Origin of the sequence: Burkholderia sp. BE12, from assembly GCF_002959955.1 — a bacterium.
GTDB lineage: Bacteria > Pseudomonadota > Gammaproteobacteria > Burkholderiales > Burkholderiaceae > Burkholderia.
In genome coordinates this window covers 17,420-30,873 of record NZ_PREY01000014.1, presented here as the reverse complement: position 1 = coordinate 30,873, position 13,454 = coordinate 17,420, and the positions used below count along the sequence as shown (strand labels likewise).

At 67.4% G+C, this 13,454-nt stretch carries 12 protein-coding genes, 1 tRNA gene, 1 pseudogene and 1 riboswitch; of the genes and pseudogenes, 10 read left to right on the top strand and 4 right to left on the bottom strand.

All coding sequences use genetic code 11. The features are described from left to right. Positions 1-13: 13 nt before the first annotated feature. The 3 genes from C4B30_RS17385 (at position 14) to C4B30_RS17370 (ending at position 2,601) form a co-directional block, all read left to right on the top strand. Complete coding sequence (locus C4B30_RS17385) at positions 14-370, top strand: hypothetical protein (RefSeq protein ID WP_080681322.1); 357 nt, start codon at positions 14-16, stop codon at positions 368-370. Then, positions 367-1,686: a guanine deaminase gene (gene guaD / locus C4B30_RS17380; protein ID WP_027783839.1), complete on the top strand. Its 1,320-nt coding sequence runs from the start codon at positions 367-369 to the stop codon at positions 1,684-1,686. Before C4B30_RS17385 ends, guaD begins: the two co-directional genes overlap by 4 nt. 126 nt (positions 1,687-1,812) lie before the next feature. Continuing rightward, a riboswitch (yybP-ykoY riboswitch) is annotated at positions 1,813-1,988 on the top strand. Between the two features lie 40 nt (positions 1,989-2,028). Further along, on the top strand, positions 2,029-2,601 hold the full coding sequence (locus C4B30_RS17370; protein ID WP_105132771.1) for a TMEM165/GDT1 family protein: 573 nt from the start codon (positions 2,029-2,031) through the stop codon (positions 2,599-2,601). Positions 2,602-2,655: 54 nt separating this feature from the next. Here C4B30_RS17370 and C4B30_RS17365 read toward each other — a convergent pair whose 3' ends face one another. Next, complete coding sequence (locus C4B30_RS17365; protein ID WP_105132770.1) at positions 2,656-3,363, bottom strand: DUF4136 domain-containing protein; 708 nt, start codon at positions 3,361-3,363, stop codon at positions 2,656-2,658. A gap of 187 nt (positions 3,364-3,550) precedes the next feature. Between C4B30_RS17365 and pepN the strand changes: the two genes are divergently transcribed. The 5 genes from pepN (at position 3,551) to C4B30_RS17345 (ending at position 8,932) form a co-directional block, all read left to right on the top strand. Next, positions 3,551-6,244, top strand: coding sequence for an aminopeptidase N (gene pepN, locus C4B30_RS17360; protein WP_105132769.1), 2,694 nt, complete (start codon positions 3,551-3,553; stop codon positions 6,242-6,244). A gap of 282 nt (positions 6,245-6,526) precedes the next feature. Further along, on the top strand, positions 6,527-7,540 hold the full coding sequence (locus tag C4B30_RS17355; protein ID WP_027783835.1) for a class 1 fructose-bisphosphatase: 1,014 nt from the start codon (positions 6,527-6,529) through the stop codon (positions 7,538-7,540). Between the two features lie 203 nt (positions 7,541-7,743). Beyond that, positions 7,744-7,819, top strand: a tRNA-Thr gene (locus C4B30_RS17350). A gap of 216 nt (positions 7,820-8,035) precedes the next feature. Further along, positions 8,036-8,383, top strand: a complete 348-nt coding sequence (locus C4B30_RS35365) for a hypothetical protein (protein ID WP_158683508.1) — start codon at positions 8,036-8,038, stop codon at positions 8,381-8,383. Between the two features lie 294 nt (positions 8,384-8,677). Then, complete coding sequence (locus C4B30_RS17345; protein ID WP_027783833.1) at positions 8,678-8,932, top strand: GlsB/YeaQ/YmgE family stress response membrane protein; 255 nt, start codon at positions 8,678-8,680, stop codon at positions 8,930-8,932. Positions 8,933-9,119: 187 nt separating this feature from the next. Here the strand turns inward: C4B30_RS17345 and C4B30_RS17340 are convergent. From C4B30_RS17340 to C4B30_RS17330, 3 genes and pseudogenes are all read right to left on the bottom strand, one after another. Then, a pseudogene (locus C4B30_RS17340) lies at positions 9,120-9,410 on the bottom strand (sialidase family protein); the annotation flags it as partial. Then, a complete protein-coding gene (locus C4B30_RS17335; protein WP_105132767.1) occupies positions 9,398-11,761 on the bottom strand; it encodes a TonB-dependent receptor in 2,364 nt (787 codons plus the stop codon). The pseudogene C4B30_RS17340 and the gene C4B30_RS17335, both read right to left, overlap by 13 nt. A 128-nt stretch (positions 11,762-11,889) precedes the next feature. Further along, entirely contained in the window at positions 11,890-12,279 is a 390-nt protein-coding gene (locus tag C4B30_RS17330) for a DUF2946 domain-containing protein (protein ID WP_027783830.1), read from the bottom strand. Positions 12,280-12,519: 240 nt separating this feature from the next. Between C4B30_RS17330 and C4B30_RS35660 the strand changes: the two genes are divergently transcribed. Then, positions 12,520-12,624 (top strand): chorismate mutase, encoded by a 105-nt coding sequence (locus C4B30_RS35660; protein ID WP_162499609.1) that lies wholly within the window; start codon positions 12,520-12,522, stop codon positions 12,622-12,624. Between the two features lie 223 nt (positions 12,625-12,847). After that, the gene (locus tag C4B30_RS17325) at positions 12,848-13,441 is read left to right on the top strand and encodes a chorismate mutase (protein WP_027783829.1); all 594 of its coding nucleotides are present in this window, start codon (positions 12,848-12,850) and stop codon (positions 13,439-13,441) included. Positions 13,442-13,454 lie beyond the last annotated feature (13 nt).

Sequence of the window (13,454 nt, the reverse complement as noted above, 5' to 3'; positions counted from 1 at the left end):
GAACGCTAGACAGATGAAACACGGCAACGGCATCCGCATCGCGATCACCGGTTCGGCCCGGCGCCGGGCCGGCCGCCTGCTTGCATGCGGAGCGACGGCTCGGCGCGCCGCCGCACGCACGCGCCGGCCGTCGCGGCTTGCCGTGCCGTTCGCCGCCGCGCCGGTTGCCGGCGCAACGGTCGCAACGGTCGCGAGGTGCGCGGGCAACCACTCGCTGGCGGCTTCGGCCGCCACGTTCGCCCGCGCCGTCGCTTCCGGCCGTGCCGCACGTCGCGTGCCGCCTCCGCTCGCGAAGCACCGTCCCGCCGCGATGCGGCGTCGATCGCTTTCTTCTGTTCGCCTTACCTTGATGCAGGACCCTTCGTCATGACGCAAACCGCTTTCCGTTCCCAACTGCTGACCTTCAACGGCGACCCGGCGCAATCGAGCCAGGCCGCGAACTACGAGACCGACGGGCTCCTGATCGTCGACGACGGCAAGGTCGTCGCGGCCGGCCCGTATGCGCCGCTCGCCGCGACGCTCGCGCGCGACGCGGTGGTCCACGACCTGCGCGACAAGCTGATCGTGCCCGGCTTCATCGACACGCACATCCACTATCCGCAGACGGACATGATCGCGTCGCCGGCGCCGGGCCTGTTGCCGTGGCTCGACAAATACACGTTCCCGACCGAGCGCCGGTTCGGCGACCCCGAGCATGCACGCGAAGTCGCCGAGTTCTTCGTCGACGAACTGCTCGCGTGCGGCACGACGAGCGCGCTCGTCTACTGCACGGTGCACAAGCAGTCGGCCGACGCGCTGTTCGCGGCGAGCGACGCACGCGACCTGCGGATGATCGCGGGCAAGGTGCTGATGGACCGCAACTGCCCCGAATTCCTGCGCGACACCGCGCAATCGGGTTACGACGACAGCGCCGAGCTGATCGACCGCTGGCACGGCAAGGGCCGCCAGATGTACGCGCTCACGCCGCGCTTCGCGCCGACGTCGACCGAGGCGCAGCTCGAGGCGTGCAGCGAACTCGCGCGCCGCCATCCGGACGTGTTCGTGCAGAGCCACGTCGCGGAAAACGTCGACGAGGTGAAATGGGTGGCCGAACTGTTCCCCGGCCACCGCAGCTATCTCGACATCTACGACCGCTACGGGCTGCTGCGTCCGCGCGCGGTGTACGGCCACTGCATCCACCTCGACGACGAGGATCGCCGCCGGATGGCCGAGACGCGCACCGTCGTCGCGCACTGCCCGACGTCGAACTTCTTCCTCGGCAGCGGGCTGTTCGATTTCGACAAGGCCGGCGAATACGACGTGCCCGTCACGCTCGCGACCGACGTCGGCGGCGGCACGTCGTTCTCGATGCTGCAGACGATGAACGAGGCGCACAAGGTCGCGCGGCTGTCGGGCCATCACCTGAGCGCCACGCGGATGTTCTGGCTCGCGACGGCCGGCGCCGCGCAGGCGCTCGACCTCGCGGACACGGTCGGCACGCTCCAGCCGCGCACCGAAGCCGACTTCGTCGTGCTCGACCCGCAGGCGACGCCGCTGCTCGCGCGCCGCACGAAGCGCGCGGAGTCGCTCGAGGAGCTGCTGTTCGCGTTCGCGCTGCTCGGCGACGACCGCGCGGTGTACCGCACCTATGCGGCCGGCGAACTCGTGCACGAGCGCGGCGCCGCTCGCCGCCCAGCCGCCGCGTAACGCCCCGCCGGTACTCCGTTCCGGCAGCGCGGATCCGATTGCCGCGCATGCCGGCAATCGGATCCGCTGCGGCCCGCCGCACGGCGGCCGGGCCGCTTTCCCGCGTGCAATGCGCCGTGCTAGAATTCGCCGCTCATTGGGGAGTAGCCGCTCCGCTCGATGTCCCGCGCCACCGGCGCGCATCGTGACGGAGGCGTCCGTCAACAGACTTGGCCGTTCGGCCATGGCGGACGCAGCCACGTTGGCCTGGCGAGACCGATGGTTCACAGTGCGCCGCATCAGGGCCCGGCGCGCCGTGGATCGTCGCTCGCACGTACAACAACGGCCCGTGGAATCCCATCCGTGTCTCAAGCCTTCCTGATCTCCACCGGCGCCGTCACCCTCGCTGAAATCGGCGACAAGACCCAACTGCTTTCCCTCGTTCTGGCCGCGCGCTATCGCAAGCCGGTACCGATCATTCTCGGCGTGCTCGTCGCGACGCTCGTGAATCACGGGTTCGCCGGCGCGCTCGGCGAATGGCTGGGCGTACTCGTCACGCCGTCGATCATGCGCTGGGCACTCGCGTTCTCGTTCATCGCGATGGGGCTGTGGATTCTCGTACCGGACAAGCTCGACGAGAACGAAGCCAATGCGACCCGCTCGCGGCTCGGCGTGTTCGGCGCGACGCTCGTCGCGTTCTTCCTCGCGGAAATGGGCGACAAGACGCAGATCGCGACCGTTGCGCTGGCCGCGCGCTTCCAGGATTACATCGGCGTGGTGGCCGGCACGACGTTCGGAATGATGCTCGCGAACGTGCCGGCGATCCTGCTCGGCGACCGCTTCGCGCACCGTCTGCCGACGAAGCTCGTACACGGGATCGCGGCCGTGCTGTTCGTCGTGCTCGGCGCGCTGGCGCTGCTGGGTATCGGGGTCTGACGGAAAGGCAGATAGCCGGCGCGGCCGGGCGGCCGCGCCGAGACGAATGCAGCGTTACTTCGCGACGGTCGGGCTCGACGAGGGCGCCGCCGGCACCGCGCGTTCATTGGCAGCCGGCGCCGCCGGCCCGCCGCGCTTGTCGACCGGCAGCCGGACCGAGCGAACCGCCCCGTTCGACAACGGGAAATCGGCGAGCGCGCTGCGCGCGAGGAACGGCATCGCGTACAGCAGCGTGCCGTTGTCGCCGGTCGTGCGCGCGGACACGTTGTAGACCTCCTTGCCCGTCGCGCGCTCGGTGATGCGAATGCCGAGCATGTAGTCGAACACCTGGTACGTCTGCGCGACATAACCGGCCGGCATCGGCCCCCAGGGCCCCCACGGGCCCCAGGGGCTCCACGGCCCGCGCCGCCAGTACGGCCCGGGCGCGAACCACGGATCGTAGTAGACCGGCTGCGGCACCGTCACGAGATCGCTGCCGACCGCGTAGGTCAGCCCGACGAGATAGCGTGCCTGCGACTGCGGCACCTGCCGGAACGCATATGCGGACAACTCGTTCGCGACGATCGGCTCGTAGGTCGACTGCTCGATGCTGTTCTTCTGCGCATCCGTACGCGTGAACGCATAGGTGCGTGTCGCGTCGCTGCCGCTCCAGTCGGAGAAGGCCGTGACCTGGGTGGTCACGTAGCTGGTGCAGCCGGTCAGCAGCGCGACGCACAGCGCCGCCGCCCAGCGCGCCCTGCCCAAAATCCATTCGCGTTTCATGTCGATCCTCGTCGATCCGTCACCCGTTCGTCGCACCGCGCGAACCACAACGGGATGTCGATAATACGCGGACTCCCGAAAGCGGTAAAAAGTTCGCCCGACACGCAGCCGCCAGCCTTTGTACAATGGCCCGGTTCGCCTGGCCCGCGCGACGGGCCCGTCCCCCACTCCACCGATCTCGACGACCATGTCCGACAACGCCTCCTCCACCGTGATCCGCCGCGCCGACTACACGCCGCCGGCCTTCCTCATCGATTCCGTCGCACTCGAATTCGATCTCGCGCCGGCCCGCACGATCGTCAGGAATACGATGCGCGTGCGCCGCAATCCGGATGCCGCGCCCGCGCCGCACCTGGAACTGATGGGCGAGGCGCTCGAATTCCTCGGCGCACGGCTGGATGGCGCACCGCACGGCGCGGTGCGCGCGCACGAACATGGCCTGACGGTCGAGAACGTGCCCGAGGCATTCGAGCTGACGCTCGAAAGCGCATGCGCGCCCGATCAGAATACGACGCTGTCGGGCCTGTACGTGTCGAGCGGCAACTTCTTCACGCAATGCGAAGCCGAAGGCTTTCGCCGCATCACCTACTTCCTCGACCGCCCCGACGTGATGGCGTCGTACACCGTCACGCTGCGTGCCGACAAGGCCGCATACCCGGTGCTGCTGTCGAACGGCAACCTCGTCGATTCGGGCGACCTGCCCGACGGCCGCCACTTCGCGAAATGGGAAGACCCGTTCCGCAAGCCGAGCTACCTGTTCGCGCTGGTCGCAGGCAAGCTCGTCGCGATCGAGGAAACGATCACGACCGGCTCCGGCAAGGAAAAGCTGCTGCAGGTGTGGGTCGAACCGGCCGATCTCGACAAGACGCGTCATGCGATGGATTCGCTGATCCACTCGATCCGCTGGGATGAAAAGCGCTTCGGCCTCGAGCTCGATCTCGACCGCTTCATGATCGTCGCGGTCGGCGATTTCAACATGGGCGCGATGGAAAACAAGGGGCTCAACATCTTCAACACGAAGTACGTGCTGGCGAACCCCGAGACCGCGACCGACACCGATTTCGCGAACATCGAGTCGGTGGTCGGCCACGAGTACTTCCACAACTGGACCGGCAACCGCGTGACCTGCCGCGACTGGTTCCAGCTGAGCCTGAAGGAAGGCCTGACGGTGTTCCGCGACCAGGAATTCTCGGCCGACATGGCCGCGGGCGACGACGTCGAATCGGCGGCCCGCGCGGTGAAGCGCATCGAGGACGTGCGCGTGCTGCGCCAGTTGCAGTTCGCCGAGGACGCGGGCCCGATGGCGCACCCGGTGCGCCCGGAGAGCTACGTCGAGATCAACAACTTCTACACGATGACGGTCTACGAGAAAGGCTCGGAAGTCGTGCGGATGTACCAGACGCTGTTCGGCCGCGACGGCTTCCGCAAGGGAATGGATCTCTACTTCAAGCGCCACGACGGCCACGCGGTGACCTGCGACGACTTCCGTCACGCGATGGCCGACGCGAACGGGCGCGACCTCGCGCAGTTCGAGCGCTGGTACAGCCAGGCCGGCACGCCGCGCGTGTCGGTGCGCACCGCGTACGACGCGGCCGCACGCCGCTATACGGTCACCCTCGCGCAAGGCTACGGCGACGCGTCGCCGGCCGCGCGCGAAACGCAGCAGGGGCCGCTCCTGATCCCGTTCGCGATCGGCCTGATCGGCCGCGACGGCCGCGACCTGCCGCTGCGTCTCGACGGCGAAGCCGCCGCATCGGGCACGACGCGCGTGCTCGATTTCACCGATACCGAACAGACCTTCACGTTCGTCGACGTGCCGGAAGCGCCGCTGCCGTCGCTGCTGCGCAACTTCTCGTCGCCGGTGATCGTCGAGTACGACTACAGCGACGACGATCTCGCATTCCTGCTCGCGCACGACAGCGATCCGTTCAACCGCTGGGAGGCCGGCCAGCGCCTCGCGACGCGCGCGCTGCTGACGCTCGCCGCGCGTGCCGCCGCCGACGCGCCGCTCGCGCTCGGCGAGAACTTCGTCGCCGCGTTCCGCCGCGTGCTGACCGATGAAAGCCTGTCGCCGGCATTCCGCGAACTCGCGCTGACGCTGCCGTCGGAAACCTATCTCGCCGACCAGATGGCCGAGGCCGACCCGGCCGCCGTGCATCGCGCGCGCCAGTTCGTGCGCCGCCAGCTCGCGAGCGCGCTGCGCGCCGACTGGCTCGCCGCGTACGAACAGCACCAGACGCCCGGCGCCTACGAGCCGACGCCGGAGGCCTCGGGCCGCCGCGCGCTGAAGAACCTCGCGCTCGCGTATCTCGCCGAACTCGACGATCCGGCCGATGCCGTACGCCTCGCCACGGCCCAGTACGACGCGGCGAACAACATGACCGATCGCGCGGCCGCGCTCGGCGCCCTGCTGTCCGCGGCCGCCGCAGGCGCGAACGGGCCGGCCGAGCATGCGCTCGACGACTTCTACCGCCACTTCGAGAAGGAAGCGCTCGTGATCGACAAGTGGTTCGCGATGCAGGCGGCGCAGCGCGGCACACCCGCGCAGCCGACGCTCGCGAAGGTGCGCAAGCTGCTCGCGCACCCCGCGTTCAACCTGAAGAACCCGAACCGCGCGCGCTCGCTGATCTTCAGCTTCTGCGGGGCCAACCCCGCACAATTCCACGCGGCGGACGGTTCGGGCTACGCGTTCTGGGCCGAACAGGTGCTCGCGCTCGACGCGATCAACCCGCAGGTCGCGGCACGCCTCGCGCGCTCGCTCGAACTGTGGCGCCGCTTCACGCCGACGCTGCGCGACCGGATGCGCGAAGCGCTCGAACAAGTCGCCGCCGGTGCGAAATCGCGTGACGTGCGCGAGATCGTCGAGAAGGCGCTCGCGTAAGCCACGCGATCGACGCTGTCGCGTCCGCGCGATCGAGCCCGCGCCGCCCGACGCGGCGCCGGCTTTTTTATTGCGCGAGCGCGGCTGAAGCCACGCGCAATCGCGGGGTCGGACCGCGCAGTGTGCCTGCACCGTACTGCGCGCCCGGCCTTCGCCGCCGCCCGACATCGGCCCGATTCGGCGGCCCGGCCATGTAACCGGACGAAAAAAGCCGGTGGCTACGGAGGCTCGACGGGTAAAATTGCGGCCATTCAAGGATTCTTTGGCCTTTCGGAGTCTGTCATGTCCATTGCCCGCCGCACCACGCTGTCGAAGTTCCTGATCGAACAGCAACGTGAGACCAACAACCTCCCCGCCGACCTGCGCCTGCTGATCGAAGTCGTCGCCCGCGCGTGCAAGGCGATCAGCTACAACGTGTCGAAGGGCGCGCTCGGCGAGGCGCTCGGCACCGCCGGCAGCGAGAACGTCCAGGGCGAAGTGCAGAAGAAGCTCGACATCCTGTCGAACGAAATCCTGCTCGACGCGAACGAATGGGGCGGCAACCTCGCCGCGATGGCGTCGGAAGAAATGGAAACGTTCTTCCCGATCCCGGCGAACTACCCGCGCGGCGAATACCTGCTCGTGTTCGATCCGCTCGACGGGTCGTCGAACATCGACGTGAACGTATCGATCGGCACGATCTTCTCGGTGCTGCGCTGCCCGGACGGCAAGCAGGCGACCGAAGAATCGTTCCTGCAGCCCGGCACGGAGCAGGTCGCGGCCGGCTACGCCGTCTATGGCCCGCAGACGGTATTCGTGCTGACGACCGGCAACGGCGTGAACTGCTTCACGCTCGACCGCGAAGTCGGCTCGTGGGTGCTCACGCAGAGCAACATGCAGATCCCGGCCGACACGCGCGAATACGCGATCAACGCATCGAACGCCCGCCACTGGTACGACCCGGTCAAGCGCTACGTCGACGAGCTGAACGCCGGCAAGGACGGCCCGCGCGGCGACAACTTCAACATGCGCTGGATCGCGTCGATGGTGGCCGACGTGCACCGGATCCTGAATCGCGGCGGCATCTTCATGTACCCGGCCGACAAGCGCACGCCCGATCGTCCGGGCAAGCTGCGCCTGATGTACGAAGCGAACCCGATGTCGTTCATCGTCGAACAGGCGGGCGGCGCCGCGACGACCGGCACGCAGCGCATCATGGAAGTGCAGCCGACTGGCCTGCACCAGCGCGTGCCCGTGTTCCTCGGCTCGAAGAACGAAGTCGAGCGCGTGACCGGCTATCACGGCGAAGCAAAATAATCGCACTGCAGCACTGGACGGAGGTGCGAGACATCAGTACAATCGCGCCTTCGCGATGTGGCCCTAACGGGTCGCGTCGCAGTGAAGTGAAAGCGGAAAATCCGCCGGATCGGTTTCGCGAAGCAGCCGCAGCAAGCTGAAAAAATTTCGCAAAACCTATTGCCAAGATCGCGGATTTCACCATATAATTTCATTTCTCTGCTGCCGGTGTAGCTCAGTTGGTAGAGCAGCGCATTCGTAATGCGAAGGTCGTAGGTTCGACTCCTATCTCCGGCACCAAGACATAAAGGTCTGACAAGCATCGCTTGTCAGACCTTTTCTCTTTTCCGGCGCCGAAATCCTGAAGTCGTTCGCTGACGCACTCCCCCATCACGCCGTGCACGATCTTCGCGTGCGCGTTCGGCAACCGCCCGCGTATGTTGCTTTGCTCGTCGCCGGTTCGTTGCGGTGGCCCTTATCCGTGCAACCTCGCCGACACATCGGCACGACATTTCTATGCCCTCGACGACCACCGGTCGATCGAATCGCCGCTCCCGATGTGCAGCGGCACGGGCCTGCGGCGGCCAAGGTGACGATGGCCGGCGGCTCGACCTCGACGGCGCACCCAACGGCTCCCTCTATCTCGTGCCCGGCCGCTGGCACGACGCACACACCAACAACGTGGTCGGCACGGTCGATCTCCCGCTCCTCCATCCGTACACCTTGACCGAAGTCCATCCTTCAGGATACCGAATGATGATCCACATCGGATACGACCCGCTCTACACCGAGTTGGGCCACACGATGCCCCGGATCGGCGAAGCGCTGCGTCGTGCTTCCTCGCCCGTTTCGCACCGCTGTTGATCGACGCGATCAGCGACGCCGCGCGGCCGATTGCCGACCTAGCCGACAGACTTCAGCGCCAACCAATTCTTACAAATTCATTTCGCCAAGCGTCGAGTGCGCACGAATCGTGCCGTACGCAGACAAATCCCCTGGAAAATCTGCTTAAGGGTGCATAACATTACTTAACGATCCTGACCCGTCTATCGCGTTACATTGCGTGGGCGGCGCGGCGGTCGCAGCAGCTTTCAACCCGATTGCGGCGTGCGGCAACCGACGCCGGTCATTTCGACTCAACCCAAGGAGAGGACCACCATGACTCATGGCTTGATTATGTGGCTCATCATCGGCGCGATCGCCGGCTGGCTTGCCGGCTTGCTCGTGAAGGGCGGCGGCTTCGGGCTGATCGTCGACATCATCGTCGGGATCGTCGGCGCAGTGATCGGCGGCTGGCTTGCCGGAGTGCTCGGCATCAGCATCGGCAGCGGCTTCATCGGCTCGGTGATCGTCGCGGTCATCGGCGCGGTGATCCTGCTGTTCGTGATCCGGCTATTCAGGCGAGCGGCCTGACGTTTCTCTCCACGCGCCTTCGGGCGCGTTTTCGCATCGGGCCGGCGCGCGGCCGGTTCGCCGTGCGCCGCCGGCTCCGTCAGCGCTTCGCGTGCCGCAACCAGCCGTCGAGCACGTCGGCCGTCGGCAATTCGCTGTGCGCTTTGCGCACACCGTCGCGCCCGATCCACACGGGGTGCGACATCTCCCCTCTCCATCCCGCATCGAGCGGCGTCGACCACGACACGTATCCCGCGCGCCCGTCCGGGCTCGTCGCGAGCTTCGGGCGAGTTTCGGCGCTCGTATAGATCGGCTCCGGCTGCGCGTTGACGGCGACGGGCGCGGACAGCGTACTCCCCGCGTCGTCGGAATGCGCGACGACGACATGCGCGCCGCCGCCCCATGCACCCCACGACCGGTGCCGCGCATCGAACGCGGCGCCGGGCGCATCGTGCGCGCCGGCGGGCGACAGCGCCGCGAGCGATTTCACAGCGACCATTTCAGTTCTCCATAGAACGTGCGGCCCGGATACGGGTGGAACGTGTAGTAGCGGCGGTCCGTCAGGTTGTCGATGCCGGCCGACGCGCTCCAGTGACGATCGAAGCGGTAGCGCGCCTTCAGATCGACGACCGTAAACGAACTCGTGCCGCCGTAGACGTCCGGATTCACGTCGCTGTTGTCGAGCGTATTGAACTGGCGGCCCGAATAGCGCACGCCGACGCTCGCGAGCCAGTGCTCGTCGAAGCGATACGACGCGAGCAGGTTCACGCGCATGCGCGGAATGCGCGGGAAGCGCGAACCGACGTAGGCCGGGTTCGCGGCGTCGGCGAGGATCTGCGCGTTGCTCGCCGATACGTTCGCATCGACGTTGAGCCCGCGCAGCCCGACGTTCTCGCCGCTGAACGCGAGTTCGACGCCGCGTACGCGTACCCGGTCGACGTTCGAGATGTTGGTGACGGTCGTCGCGCCCGACACCGTCGTCTGGCTGTAGATCGAATCGCGCAGGTCGCTCTGGAACACGCTGGCGCGCACGACGCCGACGCCCACGTCGCGCTCGGCGGTGAAATCCCAGTCGATCGCCTTTTCCGGCCGCAGGTTCGGGTCGTTGTTGACGATCGCGTTGTTCGAAATCGTGCCCTGGAACAGCTCGCCGACCGTCGGGAATCGCGTGCCGGTCGCGAACGAGAGCCGGAAGCGCCAGACTTCCGTCGCGTCCCACTGCAGCGCGACTTTCGGCGACAGCGCATTCGCGCCGCGGTCCGCATAGCCGAGCGTGCCGTTCGCATTGCCGAGCGCGCCGCCGTACGCATCCCAGCGCTCGTAGCGCAGCCCGAGCGTCGCGAGCCAGCCCGGCGCGAAGCGCCACGCGTCCTGCCCGAACAGCGCCTGCGTGCGCGTGTCGCCGCGATAGACGCTCGCGAGCGACGTGGTCGGCCCGGCGAGCCAGTCGGCCGTGTTGTACGTGACGTTGCGCAGGAAGTAGTTGTCGTAGTGATAGCCGAACGTGAACGCATGCCCCCTCACTTCGGGCGCCTCGGCCTTCAGGTCGAACGTGCGCCAGCCGGTGCCGTCGCCCTGGAACAGCGTGCCCGCCCCGCCCTGCACGGTCGAGGCCGCGCGCAGCACGTCGCGCGAGACGTCGTATGCGGACACGACGCCCGACAGCCGCCAGCCGGAGTCGAGCCGGCCGTTCAGCCCGAGCGCATACAGCCAGTTCTCCTGGTCGCCGCGCTGCGGCGCGAACGCGTTCGGCGCGACGGTCATGTTCCGGCCGCCGATCGACACGTTGCCGCCGTAGACCGGATTGCCGGCGGCATTGCGCAGGAAGGTCTCGCCGTGCTGCCGGTAATGGTTCTCCCAATGACCGAGCGTCAGCGTCGCATCGACATGATCGGTGAACGCATAGCCCATCCGGACCGTCTCGTTGAGTTGCTCGGTCCGCTCGATCGTCTGCGCGCCGACGATCGTCCGCGGCTTGCCGTTGGGTCCGATGTCGGTCGCCGCGCCCGTCACGGGCACGGCGGCGCCCAGTTTCGGGTTGTAGGCCGAATTGGGGCTCGCGTACTGCATCGGCTGGCCGTCGTTCTCCAGCCGGTCGAGCGAGAGCGCGAACCAGAACCGGCCGACACGGTTCGCGATTCGCGCGGTCTGATGATTGCCGCCGAAGCTGTCCGCGAACCCGTAGCCGTCGTGGTAGCGCTGCGTAAAGAATTGCGTCGACAGCGACGCCTCGAGCTGTTCCGGGCGGCGCGTGGTGAGCAGCACGGTCGAGCCGATCGCGTTGCCCGGATACAGCGCGGAAAAGGGGCCATAGAGCACGTCGACGCGCGCGATATCGTCGGGCGGAATCAGCGACCAGCGCGGCGGGTACGCATAGCTCGACCCGAGCAGGTTCGACAGCAGCGCGCCGTCGGCATAGACGAGCCCGCGCGCACTCTGCAATTCGTTGAAATCGCGGCCCGCGAATACGCTGTTGCGGTCGCCGATGTAGCGCTTGCGGACCATCAGATTCGGCGCGTACTTCAGCGCGTCCTCGGTGGTGACGTTGGTGTGCGCATCGATCTGCTCGCGCGTGATCGACGTGACGACGGCCGGCGTATCCGGGTCGACCGGTTGCCGTTGCGCGGTCACGCTGACGGCGGTCAGCGTATCGCCGGCCGGTGCGGCCGATGCAGCGACGCCAGCGGCAGCCGGCGCGGCGCTGGCGGGACGATCGACGCCGCCACTGCGGGCGGCCTCGGCGCGCCCATCATCCGTTGAAGCCGCGTGAGCGGCCGGCCATGCGAAAGCGCCCGCGCATGCGAGCGCGAGCCGGCCGCACGACGGTCGCGCGGCAAAGGTAGACGACATGAGGGAGTTCCTGAAAACGTGATCGGACGCCGCCGGACACGGGCGTGCGAGTCGCGCACGAACGGCGCGACGCGCGGACCGGGGTCGCGGGCGGCTCGCGCGCCACCGGGGCGCGCGAACGACATCAATCAGACCGGAACGTTTTCAGGCGGGGCGCGCGGCTGCGCGAGGCGGATGCCCTTGCGGGGCACATCGGGAACGATCGGCGCGGCCGCCCGATACGCGAACGTGCGCACGAAGCCCGGCATCGCGGGCAGGCTCGTGCCCAGTGCGACGTTCGCCGCGAAGCCCGGGCAGTACACGCAATGTGGCACGCCGGCATGGTCGAACGACGACGTGTCGCGGCCGTCGCCGGCTTGCGCCAGCACGACCTGACGGGCGCCGGCCGCGCTGCACAACTCGAGCGTGAGCGCGCCGGAGCCGCTCGACGCGAGACGCGCGTAGCCGACGACGGGCGACAGTACGTTCAGTACCAGCGCCAGCCATACGAGGCCGATCCATCGCGTCGTTCGTCTCATCGCGGTCCGGGAAAAAGTGCGCGCAAGTATAACAAGCGGTCCGATTGTTGCCGATTGCGCAGCCTGCAATACCGGGCATCGCACCTCGCCTCGGAGCCCATGTGCCGTTAATACAACAGAGACAAAATCTAACGATTCGCCGCTGGCATAAATCCGAGCGCGAGGTTGATAATCATTGAACCTGCTGGAGAAACGATCATGGACGAAAGACCAACTCGCATGCCACCGCCCGAGCAAGTGATGAGCCCGGATCCGGAACCCGTCGGCGTGGAATTCCTCGCCGAATTGCCCGAGCACGTTCGGGCATTCTTCGACGAGCAGCACAAGCTGTACGCGCCGAAGTGAACGTCAGTTCGATTCTGTAACCGCCACGTGTCGATCATCGCTATCGTGCGGTCCATTCGTGCGCTTCGCGCGCAATTCGCCTCGCACCCGGGCCGCAACAGCCTGACGGTGCCGGATCAGCTCGCCTGCTGATTCTCCTGTCGCGACGCTGCGCCGCGCGACTGTCTTCGTCTATCCTTCTGGTTTTCCACGTCCGGCCCGCCCGGCTCTCCCGATCGTTCCGATGAAGCAAGCCATTCGTGCCAGCCTCGCTGTCGCCGTGCTCGGCGTCACCTTCTTTTCGTCTGCGCCTACCGCCCGTGCAGACGGCGACGACACCGCCCTCACCAACGTCGTCGCGCTCGCGTCGCAGCGCCTCGCGCTCGCCGAACCGGTCGCGCGATGGAAATGGGCGAACCACAAGGCCATCGAGGACCAGCCGCGCGAAGCGGCACTGCTCACCGCGGTCGAAAAACGGGCCGCCCAGGCCGGCGTCGATCCCGCGTTCGCCCGGACGTTCTTCGAGGATCAGATCGCGGCAAGCAAGGACGTGCAGAACGCGCTGTTCGCGACCTGGCACACGACCCGGCCGCCGGAAGGCACGCCGCCCGATCTCGCGACCAGCACGCGCCCGGCACTCGATCGGCTGACGCAGAAAATGCTCGCCGGTCTCGCGCAGGTCGCCCCGTTGCGCGATGCGCCCGATTGCCAGGCGCGGCTCGCGCGCAGCATCGCAAACTGGAAGACGCTCACGCGCTACGATTCCACGCAGACGCAGGCACTCGATACCGCGCTGTCGCATGTCTGTGCCGCCGGTGGAGCCAGCGCGATCGGCTAATGCGGCGGGCGCG

What these genes read in the sequence shown, in the direction of transcription:
- C4B30_RS17335 (WP_105132767.1), bottom strand. Translation starts at nt 11,761, where the DNA reads ATGTCGTCTACCTTTGCCGCGCGACCGTCGTGCGGCCGGCTCGCGCTC.
- C4B30_RS35660 (WP_162499609.1), top strand. Translation starts at nt 12,520, where the DNA reads ATGAGCCCGGATCCGGAACCCGTCGGCGTGGAATTCCTCGCCGAATTG.
- C4B30_RS17385 (WP_080681322.1), top strand. Translation starts at nt 14, where the DNA reads ATGAAACACGGCAACGGCATCCGCATCGCGATCACCGGTTCGGCCCGG.
- C4B30_RS17325 (WP_027783829.1), top strand. Translation starts at nt 12,848, where the DNA reads ATGAAGCAAGCCATTCGTGCCAGCCTCGCTGTCGCCGTGCTCGGCGTC.
- C4B30_RS17355 (WP_027783835.1), top strand. Translation starts at nt 6,527, where the DNA reads ATGTCCATTGCCCGCCGCACCACGCTGTCGAAGTTCCTGATCGAACAG.
- C4B30_RS17330 (WP_027783830.1), bottom strand. Translation starts at nt 12,279, where the DNA reads ATGAGACGAACGACGCGATGGATCGGCCTCGTATGGCTGGCGCTGGTA.
- guaD (WP_027783839.1), top strand. Translation starts at nt 367, where the DNA reads ATGACGCAAACCGCTTTCCGTTCCCAACTGCTGACCTTCAACGGCGAC.
- pepN (WP_105132769.1), top strand. Translation starts at nt 3,551, where the DNA reads ATGTCCGACAACGCCTCCTCCACCGTGATCCGCCGCGCCGACTACACG.
- C4B30_RS35365 (WP_158683508.1), top strand. Translation starts at nt 8,036, where the DNA reads ATGCCCTCGACGACCACCGGTCGATCGAATCGCCGCTCCCGATGTGCA.
- C4B30_RS17365 (WP_105132770.1), bottom strand. Translation starts at nt 3,363, where the DNA reads ATGAAACGCGAATGGATTTTGGGCAGGGCGCGCTGGGCGGCGGCGCTG.
- C4B30_RS17345 (WP_027783833.1), top strand. Translation starts at nt 8,678, where the DNA reads ATGACTCATGGCTTGATTATGTGGCTCATCATCGGCGCGATCGCCGGC.